This is a genomic window from Piscinibacter sp. XHJ-5 (genome assembly GCF_029855045.1).
Classification (GTDB): Bacteria; Pseudomonadota; Gammaproteobacteria; order Burkholderiales; family Burkholderiaceae_C; genus Albitalea.
On sequence record NZ_CP123228.1, the window covers coordinates 5,275,100 to 5,298,768 of the forward strand.

General features: G+C 70.9%; 23 protein-coding genes. 7 read left to right on the forward strand and 16 right to left on the reverse strand.

Annotated features, from left to right (window positions below; translation table 11 throughout):
• Positions 1-146: 146 nt before the first annotated feature.
• The 3 genes from P7V53_RS24895 to P7V53_RS24905 all read left to right on the forward strand — a co-directional run bounded on the left by P7V53_RS24895 (position 147) and on the right by P7V53_RS24905 (position 1,474).
• On the forward strand, positions 147-461 hold the full coding sequence (locus tag P7V53_RS24895) for a DUF2917 domain-containing protein (RefSeq protein ID WP_280152180.1): 315 nt from the start codon (positions 147-149) through the stop codon (positions 459-461).
• Positions 458-1,021 carry a GNAT family N-acetyltransferase gene (locus tag P7V53_RS24900; protein ID WP_280152181.1) on the forward strand — a complete coding sequence of 188 codons (564 nt, stop codon included), beginning with the start codon at positions 458-460 and terminating at the stop codon, positions 1,019-1,021. Before P7V53_RS24895 ends, P7V53_RS24900 begins: the two co-directional genes overlap by 4 nt.
• Before the next feature lie 75 nt (positions 1,022-1,096).
• Positions 1,097-1,474, forward strand: a complete 378-nt coding sequence (locus P7V53_RS24905; RefSeq protein ID WP_280152182.1) for a VOC family protein — start codon at positions 1,097-1,099, stop codon at positions 1,472-1,474.
• Between the two features lie 24 nt (positions 1,475-1,498).
• Here P7V53_RS24905 and P7V53_RS24910 read toward each other — a convergent pair whose 3' ends face one another.
• Positions 1,499-1,657 carry a hypothetical protein gene (locus tag P7V53_RS24910; protein WP_280152183.1) on the reverse strand — a complete coding sequence of 53 codons (159 nt, stop codon included), beginning with the start codon at positions 1,655-1,657 and terminating at the stop codon, positions 1,499-1,501.
• A gap of 201 nt (positions 1,658-1,858) precedes the next feature.
• Between P7V53_RS24910 and P7V53_RS24915 the strand changes: the two genes are divergently transcribed.
• Positions 1,859-3,463, forward strand: coding sequence for an amidase (locus P7V53_RS24915; RefSeq protein ID WP_280152184.1), 1,605 nt, complete (start codon positions 1,859-1,861; stop codon positions 3,461-3,463).
• Positions 3,464-3,490: 27 nt separating this feature from the next.
• Here P7V53_RS24915 and P7V53_RS24920 read toward each other — a convergent pair whose 3' ends face one another.
• A complete protein-coding gene (locus P7V53_RS24920; protein WP_280152185.1) occupies positions 3,491-5,245 on the reverse strand; it encodes an MFS transporter in 1,755 nt (584 codons plus the stop codon).
• A gap of 116 nt (positions 5,246-5,361) precedes the next feature.
• Between P7V53_RS24920 and P7V53_RS24925 the strand changes: the two genes are divergently transcribed.
• From P7V53_RS24925 to P7V53_RS24935, 3 genes are read left to right on the forward strand one after another with little or no spacing between them, the layout of a single operon-like run.
• Positions 5,362-6,945: a hypothetical protein gene (locus tag P7V53_RS24925; RefSeq protein ID WP_280152186.1), complete on the forward strand. Its 1,584-nt coding sequence runs from the start codon at positions 5,362-5,364 to the stop codon at positions 6,943-6,945.
• A complete protein-coding gene (locus P7V53_RS24930; RefSeq protein WP_280152187.1) occupies positions 6,942-7,799 on the forward strand; it encodes a ChaN family lipoprotein in 858 nt (285 codons plus the stop codon). The genes P7V53_RS24925 and P7V53_RS24930 overlap by 4 nt, the downstream gene beginning before the upstream one ends.
• Complete coding sequence (locus P7V53_RS24935) at positions 7,796-8,890, forward strand: tetratricopeptide repeat protein (protein ID WP_280152188.1); 1,095 nt, start codon at positions 7,796-7,798, stop codon at positions 8,888-8,890. Before P7V53_RS24930 ends, P7V53_RS24935 begins: the two co-directional genes overlap by 4 nt.
• 27 nt (positions 8,891-8,917) lie before the next feature.
• On the opposite strand, the gene P7V53_RS24940 is transcribed toward P7V53_RS24935, so the two are convergent.
• The 14 genes from P7V53_RS24940 to P7V53_RS25005 all read right to left on the reverse strand — a co-directional run bounded on the left by P7V53_RS24940 (position 8,918) and on the right by P7V53_RS25005 (position 23,656).
• Positions 8,918-10,366 (reverse strand): MFS transporter, encoded by a 1,449-nt coding sequence (locus P7V53_RS24940; protein ID WP_280152189.1) that lies wholly within the window; start codon positions 10,364-10,366, stop codon positions 8,918-8,920.
• A 26-nt stretch (positions 10,367-10,392) separates the two neighbouring features.
• Positions 10,393-10,569 carry a hypothetical protein gene (locus tag P7V53_RS24945; protein WP_280152190.1) on the reverse strand — a complete coding sequence of 59 codons (177 nt, stop codon included), beginning with the start codon at positions 10,567-10,569 and terminating at the stop codon, positions 10,393-10,395.
• 163 nt (positions 10,570-10,732) lie between these two features.
• Positions 10,733-11,854: an MBL fold metallo-hydrolase gene (locus P7V53_RS24950; protein ID WP_280152191.1), complete on the reverse strand. Its 1,122-nt coding sequence runs from the start codon at positions 11,852-11,854 to the stop codon at positions 10,733-10,735.
• A 21-nt stretch (positions 11,855-11,875) separates the two neighbouring features.
• Entirely contained in the window at positions 11,876-13,888 is a 2,013-nt protein-coding gene (locus tag P7V53_RS24955) for a thioredoxin domain-containing protein (protein ID WP_280152192.1), read from the reverse strand.
• 43 nt (positions 13,889-13,931) lie between these two features.
• Positions 13,932-14,588: a hypothetical protein gene (locus tag P7V53_RS24960; protein ID WP_280152193.1), complete on the reverse strand. Its 657-nt coding sequence runs from the start codon at positions 14,586-14,588 to the stop codon at positions 13,932-13,934.
• Positions 14,546-15,028, reverse strand: coding sequence for a DUF1579 family protein (locus P7V53_RS24965; protein ID WP_280152194.1), 483 nt, complete (start codon positions 15,026-15,028; stop codon positions 14,546-14,548). The genes P7V53_RS24960 and P7V53_RS24965 overlap by 43 nt, the downstream gene beginning before the upstream one ends.
• 74 nt (positions 15,029-15,102) lie before the next feature.
• The gene (locus tag P7V53_RS24970; protein WP_280152195.1) at positions 15,103-17,655 is read right to left on the reverse strand and encodes an FtsX-like permease family protein; all 2,553 of its coding nucleotides are present in this window, start codon (positions 17,653-17,655) and stop codon (positions 15,103-15,105) included.
• 14 nt (positions 17,656-17,669) lie between these two features.
• On the reverse strand, positions 17,670-18,104 hold the full coding sequence (locus P7V53_RS24975) for a DUF2214 family protein (protein WP_280152196.1): 435 nt from the start codon (positions 18,102-18,104) through the stop codon (positions 17,670-17,672).
• 208 nt (positions 18,105-18,312) lie between these two features.
• Entirely contained in the window at positions 18,313-19,020 is a 708-nt protein-coding gene (locus P7V53_RS24980; RefSeq protein ID WP_280152197.1) for an ABC transporter ATP-binding protein, read from the reverse strand.
• Positions 19,013-19,771, reverse strand: a complete 759-nt coding sequence (locus tag P7V53_RS24985; protein ID WP_280156611.1) for an ABC transporter ATP-binding protein — start codon at positions 19,769-19,771, stop codon at positions 19,013-19,015. The genes P7V53_RS24980 and P7V53_RS24985 overlap by 8 nt, the downstream gene beginning before the upstream one ends.
• Complete coding sequence (locus tag P7V53_RS24990) at positions 19,768-20,751, reverse strand: branched-chain amino acid ABC transporter permease (RefSeq protein ID WP_280152198.1); 984 nt, start codon at positions 20,749-20,751, stop codon at positions 19,768-19,770. The genes P7V53_RS24985 and P7V53_RS24990 overlap by 4 nt, the downstream gene beginning before the upstream one ends.
• Entirely contained in the window at positions 20,748-21,608 is an 861-nt protein-coding gene (locus P7V53_RS24995) for a branched-chain amino acid ABC transporter permease (protein WP_280152199.1), read from the reverse strand. The genes P7V53_RS24990 and P7V53_RS24995 overlap by 4 nt, the downstream gene beginning before the upstream one ends.
• Before the next feature lie 97 nt (positions 21,609-21,705).
• Positions 21,706-22,866, reverse strand: coding sequence for an ABC transporter substrate-binding protein (locus tag P7V53_RS25000; RefSeq protein ID WP_280152200.1), 1,161 nt, complete (start codon positions 22,864-22,866; stop codon positions 21,706-21,708).
• A gap of 25 nt (positions 22,867-22,891) precedes the next feature.
• Positions 22,892-23,656 carry a GntR family transcriptional regulator gene (locus P7V53_RS25005; RefSeq protein WP_280152201.1) on the reverse strand — a complete coding sequence of 255 codons (765 nt, stop codon included), beginning with the start codon at positions 23,654-23,656 and terminating at the stop codon, positions 22,892-22,894.
• Between the last annotated feature and the right edge of the window lie 13 nt (positions 23,657-23,669).

A 23,669-nucleotide genomic window follows, 5' to 3' on the forward strand; every position in this document is an offset into this window, starting at 1 on the left:
GAATGCGTTGGATGCGAAACAAACGTTTGTCGCACGACCGTGCGCAATCCATTATTCACCTCGTCAGCGTCGGAACGCAAGCCGGTGCGGGAGGGCAAGTCCACTGCATTCCGGCCGCGCATCCAACGCGCCCAACGGAGACCGCCATGCTGTCCGACATCCGCACCACCCGCTTCCATCTGCAGCGCAACGAGATGGCCCGCTTTGCCGACGCCCGCGATGCCCGCGTCGCCGTGGTCTCCGGTGTGGCCTGGATCACCGTCGACGGCGACCCGCGCGACCACGTGCTGGAGGCCGGCGACTCCTTCGTCATCGACTCCGCCCAGCCGGTGATCGTGTTCGCGCTGCAAGGGCCGGCCGCCGTCGAGCTGCAGCCGCGCCCCGGCGCCGCGCCCGGAACGCGGGCACCTGCCCCGCGGTCCTGGACCAGCGGCAGGCTGCGCCCGGCAGGAGCGGCATGATGGACATGCGCTGGCTCACGGCGCCGCATCGGGTGCGCCTGCCGGCGCCGCCGGACGACCGCCTCGAGCTCAACGACGGACGGCGCGTGAGCTTGCGCCCGCTGACCCCGCAGGATGCCGACGCCGAGCAGCACTTCGTGCGCAGCCTGTCGACCGCCTCTCGTGTGCGGCGCTTCCATATCGGCATCCGCGAGCTCTCGCCCGAGACGCTGCGCGCGCTGACGCAGATCGACCAGCGCCGGCACGTCGCGCTGGTGGCACAGCCCGAGGACGATCCGGCGCTGATCGTCGCGGACGCCCGCTACGTGCTGCTCGACGACAGCGACGAAGCCGAGTTCGCGATCGCGGTGGCCGACGAATGGCAGGGCGCCGGCCTCGGCGGCCAGCTGGTGCAGCGCCTGCTGGAGCACGCCCGCCGCCATGGCGTGCGCGCCCTTTTCGGCGACGTGCTGCACGACAACCACCGGATGATCGCCATGGTGCGCGAAGCCGGCGGCCGCTTCGTCCGCCATCCCGGCGATGCGACGCTGACGCGGGCGCGCTTCGAGACAACACCCTGAGCGCGCCAGGGAGGCCGCTCGCTTCCCGTGGCGCATGCGCGAAGCTCGGCGGTCTCGCATCAACAGGAGTCGAGCATGCTGCAACAGTCTCCCCTGTACGCCTACCTTCCCGTGCAGGACGTCCCCCGGGCGCGCCGGTTCTACGAGCAGACGCTCGGCCTCAAGGCGAAGGAGGAGCGTGCCGGCGGGGTGGTCTACGAGTTCGCCGGCGGCACGGCCTGTTTCCTCTACCCCACACCGAATGCCGGCACCAACAGGGCCAGCCAGGCGTTCTGGGAAGTGAAGGACATCGAGCGCGAAGTGGCCGAGCTCAAGGCGCGCGGCGTGCGCTTCGAGGACTACGACATGGGCGGCGAGAAGAGCCCCAGCGGCGTGGTCACCGCGGGCGACGCCAAGGCGGCGTGGTTCAAGGACACCGAAGGCAACATCCTCGCCATCATCCAGCCGCTGTGAGCGGCTTGGGAGGGCCGGCGGCGCTCAGCCCTGGCCGGTGACCAGCCAGACGAAGCGCTGCCAGTACGACGAGCGTGTCGGGTGGATGGTGGGCAGCGCCGAGGGGCTGCGCATGCGGGGGGCACGTTCGAGACCGGTCCATCGGCTCAGAACGGCAAGCGACGGTTCGATGACGTGGCGCACGGCTAGCTCCTGGTGGCGGTGAATCGGGGGCGGTGGAAAGTGTTTCGCTGACGTCATTGCAATCTGCCGGCGCCCCGGCGCCTATCCCGTCTTCACGGGGGTGTGCGCTGCACGCAACGCCACCGGCGTGCAGAAGTCGCGGCCGCGAGGCGATGGACTTATCGTGCCGCTTCCCCCTTGGCCGCAGCAAGGTGCCCCTTCATGGATCGACGTGTCTTCGTTCGCCTGCTGGCCCCGCTGGCGCTTCTCGGAGGAAACCGCACCTTGGCCCAGCCCCGCTCCCCGTCCGCCGGCCCGCGGTCCGGCGATCGCTTTCCCTGGCTCGAAGCCTCGGTCGCCCAGCTGCAGGAAGCGATGCAGCGCGGCGCCACCAGCGCCCGGTCGCTCACCGCCGCCTACCTGGAGCGCATCCGCATGCTGGACCGCTCGGGTCCGCAGCTGCGCTCCGTCATCGAGCTGAACCCGGACGCCCTGGCCATCGCCGCGGCGCTCGACGACGAGCGCCGGGCCAGGCGCGTGCGCGGGCCGCTGCATGGCATTCCTCTGCTGCTGAAGGACAACATCGCGACCGCCGACCGGATGAGCACCAGCGCCGGATCGCTGGTGCTGCAGGGGGTCAGGCCGCCGCGCGACGCCCACCTGGTGGCGCGGCTGCGCGACGCAGGCGCGGTGATCCTCGGCAAGACCAACCTGTCCGAGTGGGCCAACATCCGCTCGACCCGGTCGACCAGCGGCTGGAGCGCCCGCGGCGGGCTCACGCGAAACCCCTACGCGCTCGACCGCAACACCAGCGGCTCCAGTTCCGGCTCGGCGGCGGCCATCGCGGCCAACCTCGCGGCGATCGCGGTCGGCACCGAGACCGACGGTTCCATCGTCTCGCCCTCGTCGATCAACGGGCTGGTGGGCCTGAAGCCCACCGTCGGGCTGGTGAGCCGTGACGGCATCGTGCCGATCTCGCACACACAGGACACCGCCGGGCCGATGACCCGCTGTGTGGCCGACGCGGCGGCGCTGCTGTCCGCCATCGCCGGACCGGACCCGCGCGACGCGGCGACGGCGCGTGCCGAGCGCGTCGACTACACGCGCTCTCTCGACGCCCGGCGGCTCGCCGGTGCGCGGCTGGGCGTGGTGCGCAACCAGTTCGGCGGCAACGACCGCGTCAGCGCCGTCATCGACGCCTCGCTTGCCATGCTGAAGGCGCAAGGCGCGGTACTGGTGGATCCGGTGGAGCTGAAGAACACCGAGAAGTACGGCGATGCCGAGCTCGAGGTGCTTCTGTTCGAGCTGAAGGCGGGCCTGGCCCGGTACCTGGCCGAATTCGCCCGGGACGCCCCGGTGCGCACGCTCGCCGACGTGATCGCCTGGAACGAGCAGCACCGCGCGCAGGAGATGCCGTGGTTCGGCCAGGAGCTCTTCGAGCGGGCCCAGGCCAAGGGCGGGCTCGATTCGAAGGAGTACCTCGACGCGCTGGCCGCCTGCGCCCGCTACTCGCGGGCCGAAGGCATCGACGCCGTGCTGGCCGAGCACAAGCTGGACGCGCTGGTCGCCCCCACGGGCGGGCCGGCCTGGCTCACCGACCCGATCAACGGCGACCACTACGGCGGCAGCTTCTCGACGCCGGCCGCTGTCGCGGGCTACCCGCACCTCACGGTGCCCGCCGGCTTCGTGCACGGCCTGCCCGTGGGGCTGTCGTTCGTCGGGCCGCCCTACAGCGAGCCGCTGCTCATCGGGCTGGGGTATGCCTTCGAGCAGGCGACCCGGGCGCGCCGGCCGCCGAGTTTCGCGAGGACGGCGTCGTTGTCGTGAGTCGAGCGGGGTGAGGGAAAGGGGACACTACGCAGGCTGCACCGCCGCATCCTCCACGCTCTCGACCGCCCCGCCGAGCTGCCCCCACGACTGCCGTGCATACAGCAGCAAGGTCACGCCCCCGACCAGTGCGATGGCTGCGAACACCAGCGGGGCCGCGGCCTTGAAGGCCGCCGGATCCGGCAGCCGCGCCGCGATCGCATCGACCCAATGGCGCGCGTGCATCAGCAGGAGCAGCGGCGCCACCCACACCGCCAGGCGCGACAGGCGCGGCGCGGCCGGACCGATCACCGCGGCGCCGGCCAGCAGGAACAGCGCGGAGGCGACGAACACCAGCGTGAACAGCGTGCCGGCGATCGGCTGTGCGGCGCCGAACAGGTCGTGCCACCACGTGTAGGGCAGCCAGGCCAGGCAGGCCAGCCCGAGCACGACGGCGCCGCCGCGTGCGCGCCGGCCGGCGCCCGCATCGCTCCAACGCCCCCCGCCCAGCGGCTTCATGAAAGGCAGCGCCGCCAGCCCGACCAGCCCGAACAGCGCGTCGACCAGCATGGTCTTCGGATAGCCCCAGGCCTCGGCCGCGATGCCCTGCCAGCTGGAGCTGTACGAGATCGCCAGGTTGATCATGGCCATGTAGGCCGTGAACTGGGTTGCCGCGACGCGCGGGTTGGTGACATCCATGAAGGCCGCCGAGCGCGTGCCGTACATGAGGCCGTTGAAGACGTTGTAGGCCAGCGTGCCCACCCACAGCGCCATCACCAGCGGGGGCGGCACCTGCGGCCGGTTCGGCGCGTTGACGTCGACCGGCATCACCCAGCCGTGACGGCTCAGCTCGTTCATCAGGTAGAGCACCGGCAGGGACTGCAAGGCGACGAAGATGAACAGCGTGCGGCGGCGGCCGTAGCGGTCCGACAGCCAGCCGCCCAGCACGCAGCAGCCGCTGTTGATGGCCGTCGACCAGAGATTGAGCCAGGCCACCTCGTCGTCCTTGAGGCCCAGCTCGACCGCCAGGTTGGACTGCAGCGCGAGGCCCAGGCACATTGCCCCGGCGGGCAGCAGCGCGAACATGAGGCCGGCGAGGGCGCCGCGCGTGCCGAGGAAGGAGCGGAACGAGTCGATGGCGAAGTCGCGCATCTCGCGTCCCGCCGACACGAGGCGCGATCCGGCAACGGCGCGCCGCACTTCGCCCGCCGCCTCCTTCATCGGGAGCACGACCAGGGCGGTGACGAGCAGGATGGTGCCGGCCACGAAGAAGAAGGTCGGCTGGAAGCCGGTGTAGGGCATCAGGAACAGCACGCCGCTGCCGCCGACGAGCTGGCCGACGTTGGCGCCGGCGAACATCAGTCCGTTGGCCAGACCCCGCTCGTCCTCGTGCAGCGTGCTGACGGCCAGCGCGTCGATGGCCACGTCCTGCATCGCCGCGAAGCTGTTGTGCACCAGCAGGATCGCGGTGAACAGCCACAGCTGCTCGGGCAGCTTCAGCAGCACGGTGGCCAGCAGCGTCGCGACCATCAGCAGCTGCGTGCCGATGATCCAGCCGCGGCGGCGGCCCAGCCGATCGGACGCGAACACGTCGATGAAGGGACCGAAGGCCCACTTGAAGGCCCAGGGCAGGTAGAACGATCCGACGAAGGCGCCGATCTCGGCCGGCCCCACGCCCTGGCGGCGCAGCTGCGTCGCCACCGCGGTCGCGGCGAAGCCGAGCGGGATGCCTTCGGTCATGTAGAGGAAGAAGAACGCGCTGAGTCGGCCTCGGCGCGTGGCGAGCAGGTTGGGCAGTCGCATGAAAGGTCGGTGTTGGGATCGGCGCACGCAGGGTGCAGCCCGAAGCGTGCCACGGAACAGCACTCCGAGGGATTTCACGATTCACAAGCGGTGAGCCGCCGTCGAGGATCGCCTGCATGAATGCAAGCACACGACTCTCGATCGCCCTGGTCACCGCCGGCCTGCTCGCTTGCGGCGGCGGTGGCGGCGGCAGCCCCGCACCCGAGCCGCCGGTGATTGTCCCGGTCGACGGCCCCGCCTGGTGGGGCTTCGGCCGCAATGCGCAGCACAGCGCGCAGTCGGACATCGCGGCGCAGCCGCTCGCGCGCATCCACTGGCAGGCCCCGCTCGACCTGGCGCCGCAGCAGACCAACGGCGCGCTGCTGATCCACTACGGCTCGCCGGTCATCACCCGTCACAACACCGTCGTGATGCCGGTGAAGACGGGCGCCACCGGCGGCTTCCGGGTGGAGGCCCGCATCGGCCAGACCGGCGCCGCCATCTGGACCATGGACAGCGACTATCGGCTTCCGGCGCCCGCGCCGAGCTGGATCCCGAGCTTCAACCCGACCCTCGTGCCGAGCGGGCGGCTGTACGTGCCGGCGGCCGGCGGACGCCTGATCGTGCGCGACGATCCCGACTCCGCGACCGGTGCCACCAGCACCGTCGCGTTCCACGGCTCGGCATGCAACGCCCCGCCGGTGCCGTGCAACGACACGGTGTTCATCAGCACGCCGCTCACCGCTGACGGCAACGGCAACGTCTACTTCGGCTTCAACGCGGGCGCCAACGCACCGGCCGCGCTGGCCGGCGGCGGCTTCGCGCGTGTCGCGGCCGACCGCAGCGCCACCTTCGTGCGCGCGGCCGTCGCCGCCGGCGACGCGGCGATGGTCAAGCCCCAGACCAACAGCGCACCCGCGTTGTCGGCCGATGGCGCCACGCTGTACGTGGTCGTCAACAACATCCCCGCGGCGGGCACACGGGCGCGCGGGATGCTGCTGGCTCTCGACGCCACGACCCTCGCGACGCGCGCCGCCCGCAGCCTGCTGGACCCGGCCAGCGGCTCCACCCCGGCCTGGGTGAACGACAACGCGACCTCGTCGCCTACCGTGGGGCCGGACGGCGACGTCTATGTCGGGGTGCTCGAGTCCGCCGGCGCACCGCACAACTTCCGCGGCTGGCTGCTGCACTTCGACGCCACGCTCGCCCAGAGCAAGACGCCGGCGTCGTTCGGTTGGGACATCACGGCCTCCGTCGTGCCGCGGGCCATGGTGCCGCAGTACGCCGGCCAGTCCTCCTACCTGCTGGCCATCAAGTACAACAACTACTACAACGCCTCGAACCCGGCCAGCCGCGACGGCCGCAACGAGATCGCGATCGTCGATCCCCACGACACCACGCGGCTGGACCCCGTCAACGGCACGACCGTCGTGATGGGCGAGGTGCTCAAGAAGCTCGGGCCCACGCGCGACCCCGCCGCGCCGGCGCCGGCGGTCAAGGAGTGGTGCATCAACACGATGGCCGTCGATCCGGCGAGCAGCGCCGTGCTGGTCAACAGCGAGGACGGCATCCTGTACCGATGGCATCTGCCCAGCGACTCGTTCAGCGAGCAGATCCGCCTCACCGCCGGCCTGCTCGAGGCCTACACGCCCACCGCCATCGGTGCCGACGGCCGCGTCTACGCGGTCAACGACGCGACGCTGTTCTCCATCGGGCAATGAAGCGGCGTCGTGTGCTCGCATGCGCGCTCGCATGGCCCGGCCTCGGCGGCTGCACGTCCGTGCCGGTGGTGCATGCGTGGGAAAGCCGGCTGCGCGGCGACACGGTGGCGCTGCTGGGCGAGGTGCATGACAACGCCGAGCACCACCGGCAGCGCGCCGCGGTGATGCGCCGTGCAGTCGAGGCCGGCTGGCGGCCCGCGCTGGTGATGGAGCAGTTCGACATCGACCGCCAGCAGCACATCGACAGCAGCCGGCGCGAGCGGCCGCAGGACGCCGCCCACCTCATCGCGCAGTCGGCCACCCCGCGCGCCGGCTGGAACTGGGACGCCTACCGGCCGCTCGTCGAGCTGGCGTTGCAGCACGAGCTGCCGCTGGTGGCCGGCAACCTCCCACGCGCGCAGGCGATGCGGCTGGTGCGCGAGGGAACCGATGCGGTGCTGGGCGCTGCACGCGCCGAGGCGTTGGGACTGAACCGTGCGCCCGACTCCGAGTGGCAGGCGGCGCAGGAACGGGAGATCGATGCCGGCCACTGCGGCACCCTGCCGCGCGCGCTGTGGGGCGGCATGGTTCGCGCTCAGGCCGCACGCGACGCCGTGATGGCGCAGCTGCTGCAGCAGCACGCCACGCGCGGCGCCGTGCTGCTGGCCGGCAATGGCCATGTGCGGCGCGACATCGGCGTGCCGCGCTGGCTCGATGCATCGACCGCGTCCCGCCGCTGGTCGGTGGGCTTCCTCGAGCGCGGTGGCGACACGCCGGCCGCGGCGAGCTTCGATGCGGTGGTCGTCACCGCCGCGGCGACACGCGACGATCCGTGTGCCGCCCTGCGCGAGCGCCGCCCGGCCGCAGCACCATGAACCAGGACTTCGAGCAGGCGAAGCAGCAGTTCGTCGAAGGCTTGCGCTGCTTCGAGGCAGGCCGGTACGAGCAGGCGGACGAGCACTTCAGGTCCTCGCTGGCGCTGCTGCCCGGACGCCCGTCGACGCTGACCAATCTCGCCGCCACGCGCCTCAAGCTGCAGCGGCCGCAAGAGGCGCTGGAGATCGTCGAACAAGCGCTCGCCGCCGCGCCGGACGACGTGGACGCGTGGGCGCTGCGCGGCATGGCGCTCGTCGCGCTGCAGCGGCAAGGCGACGCGCTGGAGGCCTTCGACCGCGCGCTCGCGATCGATCCGTCGCTCGCGCCGGCATGGAGCAACCGCGGCGCCATCCTCAAGGACATGCACCGCATCCCCGAGGCGATCGTGTCCTTCGAGAAGGCGATCGCGCTCGGCGCCGACCCCGAGGTGAACGGCTGGCTCCTGGCCTCGCTCACCGGGGCACGTGCCCCGGTCGTCGCCCCGTCACGCTATGTGGAGCGGCTGTTCGACGACTACGCCGACAGCTTCGACGACCACCTGGTGAGCGTGCTGCGCTACCAGGCGCATGTCGCGCTCGTCGCGGGCCTGCCGCACATCGCCGGCAGGCGCCATGCGCGCGCGCTCGACCTCGGCTGCGGCACCGGACTCTGCGGCCCGCTGCTGCAGCCGCTGGCCGGGCGCATCGACGGCGTCGACCTGTCGGGTCGCATGCTCGACAAGGCGCGCACGCGCGGCGTGTACGACGAGCTCGCGCAGGCGGACGTGGTGCAGTACCTGCAGTCGACGGCGGGACGCTACGACCTGGTGGTGGCCGCCGACGTGTTCATCTACATCGGCGACCTGGACGCGGTGTTCGCCGGCGTGCACAGGGTGATGGATGCGGGCGTCTTCTGCTTCTCGGTCGAAGCGCTCGACGACGGGCGCGACTTCGCGCTGCGGTCGAGCCAGCGGTACGCGCATTCGGAGGGCTACCTCCGTGCGCTGGCGAAGCGGCATGGGTTCGACGTGGCGCAGGTGCTGCAACGGACCCTCCGCGAGGATCAGCGCGAACCGATCACCGGCCTGCTGGTGTACCTGACCATCGGCTGAACCGGGGAGCCGTGCAGGCCTCCTTCTTCACGAGGCGGTGGTGAGGGATTGCGCGGCGGGGGCGCCGGCATGGGCGCCGGCGCGCATGAAGACGACGCCGATCAGGGCAGCGAGCGCGGCGAACACCGCACCGATCACGAAGGCCAGGTGATACCCGCTGTTGAGGGCGGCCTGCGTCGACGCGCCCGAGGCGGCCAGACCGCCCGTCTGCGCCGCGGCCAGGCTGGCGAGCACCGCCGGGCCCAGCGCCCCGCCCATCATGAACGAGGTGTTGACGACGCCGGAGGCGAGTCCCGCGTCCGCCGGGCTCACGTCGCTCATCGCGGCAAGCAGCACCGGATTGAACGCGACGCCGGCGCCGAGACCCAGCAGCAGCATGCCCGGCAGCACGTCGAGGACGAAGTGGCCATCGACCGGCGCACGCGCGAACAGCGCGAGCCCCGCCGCCGCCAGCAGCAGGCCGGCCGCCAACGGGCGCTTGATGCCGAAGCACATGACGATGCGGGCCGACAGCCCGACGGAGAACGCCGCCATGATGAGGTTGGCGGGCAGGAACGCCAGGCCCACCTGCAGCGGGCTGTAGCCGAGCACGAGCTGCATGTACAGCGCCGAGATGAAGAACCACGCGAACATCGCGGCGGCCCACAGCACGCCCACCACGTTGGCAGTGGCGACGTTGCGCAGCCGGAACAGCGCCAGGGGCATCAGCGGCGAACGCACGCGCGACTCGATGGCGAGAAAGCTCGCCATCAGCAAGGCCGCCAAGGCGAGCAACACCGTGGTCTGCAGGGAGGTCCACCCGGCCTCGTTGCCGTTCACGACGGCATAGACCGCCAGCATCAGCGACGAGGTGACGGTGGCTGCGCCGGCCACGTCGAGCCGTCCACCTTCCGCCGCTCCCCGCCCCCCGGGCAGCAGCGCCACGCACAGCGCATACACCGCCGCGCCGATGGGCAGGTTGACGAGGAAGATCGAATGCCAGCCGAGCACGTCGGTGAGCAGGCCTCCGAGCAGCACGCCGATGCTGCCGCCGCTGGCGCAGACGAAGCCGTACACGCCCATGGCCTTGGCGCGATCGGCCGGCTCGGTGAACAGGTTCATGATGAGCGACAGCGACACCGCGGAGACGACCGCGCCGCCCAGGCCCTGCACGGCGCGCGCGACGATCAGCAGCGCCTGCGACTGCGCCAGGCCGCAGGCGAGCGAGGCCAGCGTGAACAGCGTGATGCCCAGCAGGAAGAGCTTGCGGTGGCCGTACAGGTCGCCGAGCCGCCCGCCGAGCAGCAGGAAGCCGCCGAAGGTCAGCATGTAGGCATTGACCACCCAGACCAGCGAGGTCTCGGTGAAGCCCAGGTCGGCGCGAATCGAGGGCAGCGCGACGTTCACGATCGTGGTGTCGAGCACGATCATCAGCACGCCGAGGCACAGCACCATCAGGGCGAGCCAGCGCTTGCGGGGGTCCAGGTCGTGAGGCATTTCGAAGGTCTCTTTGCGACAGTGTTTCAGGCGAGGAAGAAGGCATGCAGGCGGGGCGCGAGCAACGGAGCCAACGCCTTCAGCGAGGCCATCACCGCGTCGCGGTCGACTTGCGGCAGCAGGATCGTGACATCGGGGGTGAAGAAGGCCAGGCCGAGCGCGGACAACGCCGCGAGGCAGGCCGTCGTGATCGTCAGTTTCATGGTCGTCTCCGTCATTGGCAAGAGTTCGTCTCTTGCTGGAACGACGAACACGACGCCGCTGAATCGACAATCAGGCGTATCAATTGGTGAGCCAGCCCTGCCCCTCTCCCTCACCCCAAGCCTCTCCCGCAAGCGGGAGTACGGAGGCGGTTGGCACCCTTGCTCAGTCCACCGGAAACGGCATCGACTTCGGCAGCGTCATCGGAGCCTCGGGCTCCACCACCGCACCGGGCCCGACGGCATCGACCGCGCGCCACCACGGCATCACCGGCTCGATCCGATGCGGCTCGGCGGGCTCGCCCAGCCGCGGCATCAGCAGCGGCACGCCCTTCTGCTCGCCGAGCGACAGCAGCGTCTCGGCCGGCTCGTCCCAGGCGTGCATCGCCAGGCTGAAGGTGCCCCAGTGAACCGGGAGGAAGGCACCGCCGCCGAGCAGGCTCCACGCTTCGAGCGCGTTGGCCGGACCGAGGTGGATGTCGCCCCATGACGGATGAAAGGCGCCGACCTCCAGCATCACCAGGTCGAACGGACCCAGACGCTCGCGGATCGCGGCGTACTCCGTGGTGAGGCCGGTGTCGCCGCTGAAGAACACCGCATGCCGCGGCGTGCGCACGACCAGCGAGGACCACAGCGTGGCATTGCGGTCCTTGAGCCCGCGGCCGGAGAAGTGCTGCGACGGCGCCGCCGTCACCGTCAGATCGGCGTTCGGCAGCGTGTGCGACTCCCACCAGTCGAGCTCGGTGATGCGATGCGCCGGCACGCCCCAGGATTCGAGGTGGGCGCCGACGCCCAGCGAGGTGACGAAAGGAACTTCGCTGCGCGCCAGCTCGCGGATCGTCGGGTAGTCGAGGTGGTCGTAGTGGTCGTGCGAGACCAGCACCAGGTCGACGGGCGGCATGGCGCGCAAGGGCACCGGCACCGGCTGGAAGCGCTTGGGCCCGGCGAGTCGGGACGGCGACGCGCGCGCGCCCCACACCGGGTCGGTCAGCACGCGCAGCCCGTCGATCTCGAGCAACACCGTCGAATGGCCGAGCCAGGTGGCGCGCAGGCCGCTGGCCGGCGGCTGCGACCAGGCGGCGCTGGGATCCATCGCCGGCAGCGGACCGCGCGGCACGCGCCTTTCGCCGCCGCAGAGAAAGTCGCTGAGGCTGGGCCGCTGCGCCGCGGGGTCGCGCAGGCCCGGCAGCACCGGGTGCAGATTGCGAAAGCCCGCGCCGTCCCAGCGCGGCGAGGCCGACATCCGCTCCAGCCGCAGGCCGGCCGCTTTGGCGCCTAGTGATTTCATGGGCCCTTCCTTCCAAGGAATTCAGCAGTCACGCAACCCCGGGGTGACAACCGACAGACGAGAGCGCAGATCCTCGACCGACTGCGCCGGCAGCTCGCAGCGTCCATGCCGGCAGAGGTATGCCTGCCCCGCGAGGCGAGATTCCATGAGCGGCACGTCGCCCGGCGCGCCGTGCACCATGGTGACCAGCGGTGCGAAGCTCGTGCGCGCCGCATGCCACAGCGCCTCGCTTCCCGGTCCCGAGGGCACGGCAAGGTCGCTGCCCTGCCCGGCCAGAAGGTGCGCCTGCAGCAGAGCCGGCACGGCCATCGCCGCCTCGTCCATCGACCCGCCATGCCGCTGCAGCGTCTCGATCGCGAGCTCGTGCCAATCGGCCCGCGCCCACGGCCCCGCGAGCCGAAGCAGCAGCTCGCACGCCGCGGCGGTGCCGGAGGGCAGTGCGCCGTCGTGCCAGTCGCGCGCCCGCATCGGCAGGTGCACCGAAGGGGCATCGAAGAAGCCGTCGGCCGCATCGTGGAAACGTTCGATCATGCACTCGCAGCGCTCGCGCGCGGCCACCAGCCACTGCGGATCGCCGGTGGCGGCGTGCAGCTCGAGCAGACCCAGCCCGAACTGCGCCTGGTCCGCCAGATACGCCTCGGCACGCAGCGTGCCGTCGCGCCAGGCGTGGTGGACGACGCCGCCGCGCACCATCGTCGCGAGCATGAACTGCGCAAGCCTTCGCGCCGCTTCGACGAAGTCGTCGCGCTCCAGCAGCCGGCCGGCTTCGGCGAAGGCGCGCAGCGCCAGGCCGTTCCAGTCGGCCAGCACCTTGTCATCGGTGATCGGCCAGGTGCGCCGGGCCCGCGCGGCGTACAGCCGCTCGCGCACCGAGCGCTCCCACGCATCGAAGGCCTCTTCGCCCAGGCCGAGCGCCTCGCGCACGGCCTGCGGCTCGCGCCGCTCGAGGACGCTGGACCCGTGCTCCCAGTTGCCTTGCGGCGTCGCGCCGTACAGGCGCGCCGCCGCCGCCACCGAGTCGCCCAGCACGTCGCGCATCTCGTCCAGGGTCCACACATGGAACCTGCCCTCCACGCCTTCGGCGTCGGCATCCTGGGCGGAGCTGAAGGCCGCCGGTGCGGCCGCCGGATGCATCTCCCGCAGCAGGTAGGCCAGCGTGTCCTCGGCGACGAAGCGAAGGCGCGGGTCGCCCGTCAGCCGGAAGGCGCCGGCATGCACGCGCGCGAGCTGCGCGTTGTCGTACAGCATCTTCTCGAAGTGCGGCACGTGCCAGCGCGCGTCGGTGGAATAGCGCGCGAAGCCGCCGCCGACGTGGTCATAGAGGCCGCCGGCGGACATGCCGGCCAGCGTTTGCAGCAGCATGGTGCGCGCCTGCGCATTTCCTTGCGCGGCCAGCGCCAGCAGGTACTGCAGCAGCGGCGCCTGCGGAAACTTCGGCGCACGGCCGAAGCCGCCGTGCGTGTCATCGAAGCGCTGCGCGAGCTGCGCCACGGTGCGCGCATGCAGGTCGTCCGCCGCTTGCCGGGGCGCCGGTGCGGCGCCGCTTCGAATGTGCGCGAGCAGCTCGCCGGCCTGCTGCTCGATCTCGTCGCGCCGCGCAAGCCACGCCTCGCGCACCGCGGCCAGCACATCGGAAAAGCTCGCCATGCCGCGCCGCGGCTGCGGGGGAAAGTAGGTGCCGCCGAAGAACGGCGCCAGCTTGGGGGTGAGGAACATGTTCATCGGCCATCCGCCATGCCCGCTCAACGCCTGCAGCGCGCTCATGTAGACGTGGTCCACGTCGGGCAGCTCCTCGCGATCGACCTTGATCGCGACGAAGCCGTCGGCGAGCTGGCGCGCGATGGCCTCGTCCTCGAAGCTCTCGCGCTCCATCACGTGACACCAGTGGCAGGTGGCATAGCCCACTGACAGCAGGATGGGCTTGTCCTCGGCGCGCGCCTTGGCGAAGGCCTCCTCGCCCCACGGATACCAGTCGACCGGGTTGTGTGCGTGCTGCAGCAGGTATGGGCTGGTTTCGCGGGCGAGGCGGTTCATGCAGGCACGTTACACCCGATCGACGGCTTCGACGCGCGTCCGGTCATGGCTTGTCGACCTCGCTGAACCGCCATCGCTGATAGGCGAGGAACGCGAGCATCAGCAGCACGGCGCAGGTCGATCCGATCGTCAACGCGATGCCGGTGTGTTCGCCCGCCAGCAGGTGATGGGCCAGCAGCGTGACCCCTGCCCCCGCGACGACGCTGTTGATGAACGCGATCATGCTCGCCGTGGTGCCGAAGAAGGCGATGCGCACGCCCATCTTCAGCGCCGGCGCGGAGTGCGCCTCCGGCCAGCGGCCGGTCTCGGCGGCAAACAACCGCGCCGCATCCGTTCCCAGCGAGCGATAGTGGCTGCGGATGCGCGCGATGCCCATGAGGTACTGCATGTTCTCGAGCGTGGTGTCGACCAGCCGGATGACGGTGAACACGCCGAGCAGGAAGAGCGCCGGCAGCACCGCGGCCACGAAAGGCAGGAACACCTCGCTCGACTGCGCGGTGAAGCCCATCGCCACCAGCGCGCTTGACAGCGTCAGGAGGTACAGCGTCGCCCGCGCCGACGCTTCGGTGATGGTCGCCGTCGCGGCGGTCTGCAGCACGAAGTGCTCGGTGGTCAGCGCCGTCAGCAGCTGCGACGCCGCCGCGTCCTCGCCGCGGGTCACGCCGGCCGGGTCGCGCTCACGTCCCAGAACGTCTGCCATGACACGCCGTCCGTGCTGTGCTCCCAGCGCGCAGTGCGCGTGTGGCCGTCGTCGATGAACCACATCGTGCAGCGCACCTTCAGCGGCCGGCCGCTGTCGTCGGGCCAGGCGCCTTCGAGGACCCAGGTGTCGCCGTCCTCGCGGCCGTTCCACTGCATGGTGCGACCGTCGTTGTAGAAGGCATGGAATCGGTAGCAGCCGGCGCCGTCGTCGTACCCGGCGATTTCGATGCAGGCCATCGGCTGCGCGCCCACGCGTCCCTCGAAGCGGTGGACGAGGAAGAAGCGGCCGGGCAGCCACTCGTAGCTTTCGCTGGCGGCCACCTCGGCCGCAGGGCCGAACGGACTGGCCTGCTGATGGCCCGACAGCGCCCAGCGTCCGACGAAGACGTCGAGGCGATCGTGTTGCGGGCCGCGTTGCGGGGAACTGGATTCGGGCATGGAGGCCTCCTTGTCATCGGCCATCGATGAAGCGAGCATTCGACGTGCCCGTCGCGTGTCGCCCCACGATCCCCTCACTCCTGCGATGCGCTGCGCAAGGTCTCCACCACCGGCCGGCGCAGGACCTCGCGCAGCCCCCACCACCCCGCCGCCAGTGCCAGCAGCGCGCCCGCCGCGCCGCCGATGATCGGCACCGTCGGCGATGCGTTCCAGTTGAACTCGAACGCATAGCGCGCCAGCGCCCAGCCGACGGCCATCGCGGCGAGCGACGCGAGCACGCCGGCCAGCGCGCCGACGCCGAGCAGCTCGGCGCGCTGCACTTGCGCGAGCAGCCGGCCGCTTGCCCCCATCGCGCGCATCACGGCGAACTCGCGCGCCCTCGCCTCGCGCGTCGCTGTGACGGCGGCGAAGAGCACGACGAGCCCGGCGGCCAGCGTGAAGCCGAACAGGAACTCGACCGCGCGGATCACCTGGTCGAGCACGCGCTGGATCTGCCCGATCGACGCCGACACGTCGATGTTGGTGATGTTCGGAAACTCGCGGCTCAGCGCGTTGTCGAAGCCGGCCTTCGGCGGCGAGCGGTAGGCCGCGATGAAGGTCACCGGCACGTCGCTCATCTGCGCACGGGGGAACATCACGAAGAAGTTGACGCGCATGGAGGCCCAGTCGACCTTGCGCAGAGTGGTGATGCGTCCTTCGGCCGGCTGCCCCGCGATGTCGAAGCGCAGCGTGTCGCCCAGCTTCAGGCCCAGCGTCTGCGCGAGGCCGTCTTCCACGCTGAGGCCGCCGGGCTCGTCGGCGACCCAGCGCCCGGCGCTGAGCTGGTTGTGCGGCGGCAGGCTGGCCGAGTGGCTGAGGTTGAACTCGCGGTCCACCAGCCGCTTGGCGCGCTCGTCGACCATCATGTCGGGCGTGACGGTCTTGCCGTTGATCGCGATCAGGCGGCCGCGGATCATCGGGTACCAGTCGTACTGCTTGACGCCGGCGCCGTTCAGCGCGGCCCGAAACGGCTCGGCCTGCTCGGGCTGGATGTTGATGATGAAGCGATCGGGCGCATCGGGCGGCGTGGCCTGGCGCCAGCTGCCGATGAGGTCGGTGCGCAGCAGCACCAGCAGCACCAGCGCCAGCAGGCCCACGCTCAGGGCCGACACCTGCAGCACCGCGAAGGCGGGCCGCGCCGCGATCTGGCGCGTGGCCAGAACCAGCCAGCGCGGCGCGCGCGCTTCGGGCACCGCGCGGCGCAGCACCATCACGGCGATCCAGCTCAGCAGCCCGAACATCGCCACCGCGGCGGCGAAGCCACCCACGGCGATCAAGCCGAGCTTGAGGTCGGACGCCACCGCCAGCAGCAAGGCGATGAAGCCCAGCGCGCCGGCGGCCAGCACCGCGATCGACGCCGGCTTCAGCGCGCCGACGTCGCGGCGGATGACGCGCAGCGGCGGCACGCGCGCGAGCTGCAACACCGGCGGCAGGCCGAAGCCCATCAGCAGCGTGAACCCCACGCCGATGCCGAACAGCCCCGGCCACAAGGTCGGCGGCGGCAGCGAGGCGTCGACCAGTCCGGCCAGCAGCCAGACGAAGGCGTAGTGCACGCCGAAGCCCAGTGCGACACCGGCCGCGCTCGCCAGCGCCCCGATGAGCGTGAACTCCACCAGATACTGCAACGCGATGCTGCGCTGCGGCTGGCCCAGCACGCGCAGCATGGCGCAGTCGTCGAGACGACGGTTGGCGAAGTCGCGGGCCGCGATGCCGACTGCCACCGCCGACAGCAGCGCGGCCAGCAGCGCCACGAGGTTGAGGAACTTCTCGGCGCGGTCCAGCGTCTGGCGCATTTCCGGCCGGCCCGAGGCGAACGATTCGACGCGCATGCCGCGCAGCTTCTCGCTCTTGATCTGGGTCTCGGCCCAGTCGACGAAGTGGGCGACGACGTCGTCGTTGCCGGCAGGCGAGGCCACCGCGAGGCGGTAGACCACGCGGCTCGCCGGCTGGATCAGCGCGGTGGCCGCGAGGTCGGCCTCGTTGAGCATCACGCGCGGCGCGAAGCTGGTGAAGCCGGTGCCGCGGTCGGGCTCGAGCACGATCACGTGGGCGATGCGCAGGCTCGCGTCGCCCAGCAGCAGCGCGTCGCCGACCTTCAGGTTCAGCGAATCGAGCAGCGCCGCATCGACCCACACGGTGCCGCGATCGGGCGCGCGCGCGACGTCGCTGGCCGGCGTGCCGGGACCGGCGCCGAGCCGCAGCTTGCCGCGCAGCGGGTAGGCCTCGCTGACCGCCTTGACGCCGACCAGGCGGCTCGCGCCGCCCTTGTCGTCCGGGGCGCGGCCCATGCTCGGGAAGGTCGCGCTGGTCGCGACTGCGAGCTTCATCTCGCGGGCCTTGGTGGCGAAGGTCGCGGGGCTCGGCTGGTCGCTCGCGATGATCGCGTCGCCGCCCAGCAGCTGGCGCGCGTCGCGCGTCAGGCCGTGGTTGAGGCGGTCGGCGAAGAAGCCGACGGCGCACAGGGCCCCGACTGCCAGCGTGACCGCGACGACCAGCAGCCGCAGCTCGCCGGCGCGGAAGTCACGCGCCAGCTGGCGCCACGCGAGATGCCAGAGCGAAGCGGCGCGCAGCGGTGACGGGGTGTCCATCGAGGGACCTTACCTCAATGCCCGATGCCGCGCGCCATGAGGGCCGCGAGCACCGGAATCAGCAGCACCAGGAGCAGCTGCGCGTTGAGCCAGCCGCGCAGGCGCAGCAGTTCGGCCTCGGCCGGCACGCCGGCACGCCGCCACCTCAGCAGCGCCGTGGTGGGAACCGCGGACAACCCGCCGACGATGGCGAAGACGACGATCTTGGCCCAGAACACCGGATTGCCCGCGTAGAACTCCCAGCCCTTGGGACCCGTGATGGCGCGCGCGAACCCCGCCAGGATGGCCACGCCGGCCATCGCGCCATAGGCCATGTCGATGCGGCCGGCCAGCTGCAGCTGGCCAGCCGTGAGGCCGGGGCGCAGCAGCGTCCATTCGGCGAACAGGATGGCGACCAGGGAGAAGACGGCGAGGTGATGGACGATGGCCAGCAGGGCGTCGTGGGGCATGAGGCAGGTTCCTTGCGGGAATGCTTCAGTGTAGGTGGGTGATGACACCCTCACCCCCACCCTACCCGGGAGCGCGACGAAACCCTCACCCCGGCCCTCTCCCGCGAGCGGGAGAGGGCGAGCATCCGGTTCCGGGGCAACAAGTCGGTGACGCGCGCCACATCAATCTCTCCCGCGAGCGGAAGAGAGAGCACGAGGGTCGGCGTGACTACGAACGCGCCACGGCAAGCAGTCGTTCCAGCGTCTGCGCGTCCCTCGCCAGCGCCTCGCTGGGCCCGGCATGCGCGACGCTGCCGCGATCGAGCACGACCACGCGCTCGGTCATGCCGAGAACGAGCTTCGGGTTCTGCTCGACGATCACCGCCGACAGTCCCTCGTCGCGCACCACGCGTGCGATCGAGCGCAGCAGCTCCTCGACGATGATGGGCGCCAGCCCCTCGAGCGGCTCGTCGAGCAGCAGCAGCCGCGGATTGAGCACCAGCGCGCGCGCCACGGCGAGCATCTGCTGCTCGCCCCCGGACAGCTGCGTGCCCATGTTGGCGCGGCGCTCGGCCAGGCGCGGGAACATCTCGTAGACGCGCTTCAGGTCCCACGGACCGGGGCGCGCCACGGCGGTCAGGTTCTCCTCGACCGTCAGCGACTTGAAGATGTTGCGCTCCTGCGGCACCCAGCCGATGCCGGCCTCGGCGCGCCGGAAGGGCGGCAGCGCGGTGATCTCGCGCCCGCCGAGCCAGATCCGCCCGGCATGGCGGCGCGTCACGCCGACGAGCGTGTTGATCAGCGTCGTCTTGCCGGTGCCATTGCGCCCCAGCAGCGCCATCGATTCGCCGGCCGGCAGCTCGAGCGTGATCCCGTTGAGCACGACCGCCTCGCCGTAGCCGGCCTCCAGGCCTTCGACCTTCAACAGCTCAGCCATGGCCCGCTTGTCCTTCGCCGAGGTACACCGCCTTCACCCGCGGGTCGACCGAGATGCTCGCGACGTCGCCTTCGGCGAACACCGTGCCGTTCACCAGCACCGTCACCTGCCTGGCGAAGTTGAAGACCAGGTCCATGTCGTGCTCGATCAGCACCACCGACACGTCGGCCGGCAGGCGCGCCAGGCTGTCGAAGATCTCCTGCCGCTCGCCCTCGGGGACGCCGGCCGCGGGCTCGTCGAGCAGCAGCACGCGCGGCTCGCCCGCGATCGCCAACGCGATCTCGAGCAGCCGGCGCTTGCCGTACGGAAGGACCGCCGTGCGCTGGTGCATCACGTCGGTGAGATGGAACTCGGCGAGAAGCTTCTCGCAGGCCTCGGCCACCGCCGGATCGCGGCCCAGCGGCTGCCACCAGCGCGCGCTGTGCTTCAGGCGCTGCGCCACCGTCAGCGCCAGCGATTGCAGCGGCGTCAGCTCGCCGAAGAGCTGGTTGATCTGGAAGGTGCGGACCAGGCCGCGGCCGACGCGGCGGTGCGCCGGCGTCGAGGTGATGTCCTCGCCCTCGAGCACGATGCGCCCGGAGGTCGGCTCGATCACGCCGGTCAGCAGGTTGATCAGCGTGGTCTTGCCGGCGCCGTTGGGCCCGATCAGGGCGTGGCGTGCGCCGCGCTCCACCTTGATCGACACCTCGTTGGTCGCGACGAGCCCGCCGAAGCGCTTGACGAGCGAATGGGTCTCGAGCACCACCGTCATCGCGCGGCCCGCCAGGTCCACGGCTTGAGCAGCCGGTCGCGCCCCACCAGCACCAGCACGACGAGGAACAGCCCGATCCAGAAGGTCCAGTACTGCGGCGTCCACGCGGCGATGAGATCGTGCAGCAGCTTGAACGCGATCGCTCCCAACAGGCCGCCGTAGAGATAGCCGGTGCCGCCGATCACCAGCACCAGCAGCACGTCCGCGCTGCGGTGGAAGTCGAGCACGTCGAGCGACGCGAAGCCGGTGGTCTGCGCGAGCAGGGCGCCGGCCGCGCCCGCGATGCCGCCGGCGATCGTGTAGATGGCCACCAGCCGCGCATTCACCGACAGCCCGATCGCCGAGGCGCGCAGCCGGTTGTCGCGCAGCGCCTGCAGCGACACGCCGAACGGCGAATGCACGAGACGGCGGCAGGCGAACAGCGCGAGCAGCAGCACGACGAGCGTGTAGGCATACGCGGTGCGGCCCTGCAGATCCCAGTCGAACCGGCCCAGCAGCGGCGCCATGGTCACGCCTTGCAGGCCGTCGGCGCCGCCGGTCCACTGGTCGAGGCGGTTGGCCAGCTCGTACAGCAGCGAGGCGACGCCCAGCGTGACCATCAGCCGCGTGAGATCCGAGCCGCGCAGGATGAGCGCGCTCGTCAGCAGGCCCAGCAGCGATGCCACCGCCACCGCGAAGACCAGGCCGACCAGCGGATCGGGCATGACGTGCTTGGCGAACAGCGCGGCCGCGTAGGCGCCCACGCCGAAGAAGGCGGCATGCCCCAGCGAGACGATGCCCGCGTAGCCGAGGATGAGGTCCAGCGACACCGCGAACAGCGCCAGCAGGGCGATCTCGTTGGCCAGCAGCGCGTGCTCCGGCAGCACGAACCAGGACAGCGCGAGCGCGGCGAACAGCGCGATCTCCCAGCCGCGCCAGCGGGAATGGGCGGCGAGCGCCTGCAGGACGCTCATCGACGGGCGGCCCGACACCTGGCTCATCGGGCGCCCTTGCGCACGAACAGCCCCTGCGGCCGCCACAGCAGGATGACGATCATCAGCGTGTAGACGATGAAAGCGCCGAGCTTGGGCGCGTAGTACTTGCCGAGCACGTCGGCGATGCCCAGCAGCAGCGCGGCGAGCAGGGGGCCGGTGATGGTGCTGGTGCCGCCGACCGAGACGACGATCAGGAAATAGATCATGAACTTGAGCGGGAACGTCGGGTCCAGCCCGAGCACTTCGGCGCCCAGCGCCCCGCCCAGGCCGGCGAGGCCCGAGCCGACCGCGAAGGTGAGCAGGAACACGCGGTTGACGTTGATGCCCAGCCCCGAGGCCACACGCGGATCGTCGACCGCCGCGCGCAGCCGGCTGCCGAAGCGGGTGCGGCTGAGCACCAGCTGCAGCGCCACCGTGAGCAGCGCGCACAGCACGATGATGAAGAGCCGGTACTTGCCGATGCCGACGGCCGCGAGGTCGAAGCGCCCCGACAGGAACGCCGGCAGCTTGACGATCTGCTGCTGCGACCCGATCAGGTAGTCGACCGCGGCCACGGCCATGAAGACGAGGCCGATCGAGAACAGCACCTGGTCGAGGTGCGGCTTGCCGTACATCGGGCGGTACAGCGTGCGCTCCAGCAGGGCACCGGCGCCGGCCGCCAGCGCGAACGCGATCGGCAGCGTGGCCAGGAACGGCACGCCGGCGCGGTCCATCAGCAGCACGGTGGCGTAGCCGCCGGCCATCGCGAACGCGCCGTGCGCGAGGTTGATGAAGTTCATCAGCCCGAGCGTCACCGCCAGCCCGACGGCCAGCACGAACAGCAGCATGCCGTAGGCGATGCCGTCGAAGAGGAGGGTCAGCATCGGCCCTCACCCCGGCCCTCTCCCGCTTGCGGGATAGGGAGAGGAACGACTCCCTCTCCCGCAAGCGGGAGAGGATTGGGGTGAGGGCAAACACCCATCACTTCGCCTTGCCCGGATCCTTCACACCCTTCTGTGTCTCGAACTCGACGTTGTAGAGCTGCCCGTTCACCCGCTCGACCTTGCGGATGTACACGTCCTGCACGATGTCACGCGTCTGGGCGTCGATCAGCACCGGGCCGCGCGGGCTTTCGAACACCTGGCCCTTCATGGCGTTGAGCAGCGCCTCGCCGCCGGCGCCCTTGCTTGCCTTCAGGCCTTCCATGATCACCCGCATGCCGTCGTAGCCGCCGACGCCCATGAAGTTGGGCCGCATGCCCTTGTTGGCCTTGCCGAAGGCCTCGACGAACTTCTGGTTCAGCGCGCTCTTGTGCGCGGCCGAGTAGTGGTGCGAGGTGACGACGCCGAGCGCCACGTCGCCCATGTCGTTGAGGATGTCGTCATCGGTCACGTCGCCGGTGGCGATGAGCCGGATGCCCGCCTTGTCGAGGCCGCGCTCGGCGAACTGCTTCATCAGCGCCGATCCGACGCCCGACGGCACGAAGGTGAACAGCGCATCGGCGCCGGAGTCGCGCACGCGCTGCAGGAAGGGCGCGAAGTCGGGGTTGCGCAGCGGCACGCGCACCTCGGTGACGATCTGTCCGCCGTTGAGGACGAAGCGGTCCTTGAAAGTCTTCTCGGCATCGATGCCCGGCCCGTAGTCGGTGACCAGCGTCGCGGCCTTCTTGATCTTGTTCTTCGCGGCCCACTCGGCGATGCCCAGCGTAACCTGCGGCAAGGTGAAGCTCGTGCGCACGATGTAGGGCGACGCCTCGGTGATGCTCGACGTGGCCGCCGCCATCACGACCATGGGCGTCTTGGCCTGCGTGGCGATGGGGGCGGTGGCCAGCGCCAGCGGCGTGAGGCCGAACCCGGCGAGCACCGCGACCTTGTCGTTGACCACCAGCTCCTGCGCGATGCGGCGCGTGGTGTCGGCCACGCTGGCGTCGTCCTTCAGGATCACCTCGACCTTCTTGCCGGCCACCGTGCTGCCGTTCTGCGCCAGGTACAGCTTGACGGCGGCATCGATCTGCCGGCCGGTGGACGCGAACGGGCCGGTCATCGGCAGGATGAGGCCGATCTTCACCGTGTCCTGGGCCGCGGCGGGCAGCGCCGCGGCGGTCATCGCGAGCGAGAGCGCGACGAGGGTTCTGCGTTGCATGGGGTCTCCTTTTCGTCTTCGAAATTCAGCGATGGGTGCGCCGGCGGATCAGGTTGGCGCCCGGAATCTTCTGCAGCGACTTGTGGCTTTGCAGCGCTTCACGCAGGTTCTTGTGCGCGATGCGCGCGTGCTCTCGCATCACCGCCTCGGCCCGCGTGCCTTCGCGTGCCACGATGGCCTCGATCACCGCACGGTGCTGGGCCTGCGCGACGACCAGCGAGTCGCGCGAGCGCGGGCTCAGCGCGCTGGCGAACACGAAGCCGCTCGGCGAGGCGAAGGGCAGCGTCTTCACGCGCTCGAGCTGGCGCTGCACCACCGCACTGCCGGCCATCTCGGACAGCAGGTCGTGCAGGCGGCTGTTCTCCTGCACGTAGACGCTGAACGAGGCCTCGCTGAGCTCCGGCTCGGCGAGCAGCGCGTCGATGCGCTCGATGCACTCGCGCGCCTCGGTGACCAGCACCGCGCCGACACCGCGCTCGGCCGCGAGGCGCGCGGCCAGTCCTTCGAGCGTGCCGCGCAGCTCGATCGCGTCGTGGACGTCCTCCTCGGAGAAGTCCTTCACGACGAAGCCGCCGCCGGGCAGCGCGTCGAGCAGGCCTTCCTCCTGCAGCCGCACCAGCGCCATGCGGATCGGCGTGCGCGACACGCCGATGCGCTCCACCAGCGCGAGCTCGGCGATGCGCTGTCCCGGCCGCAGTTCGCCGCCGACGATGAGCTCGCGCAGCCGCAACTGCGCCTTCACCGTCTGCGACAGGCCGGACTCTTCCTGGGTGTCGATCACCGACGACATGCTGGATACGCTT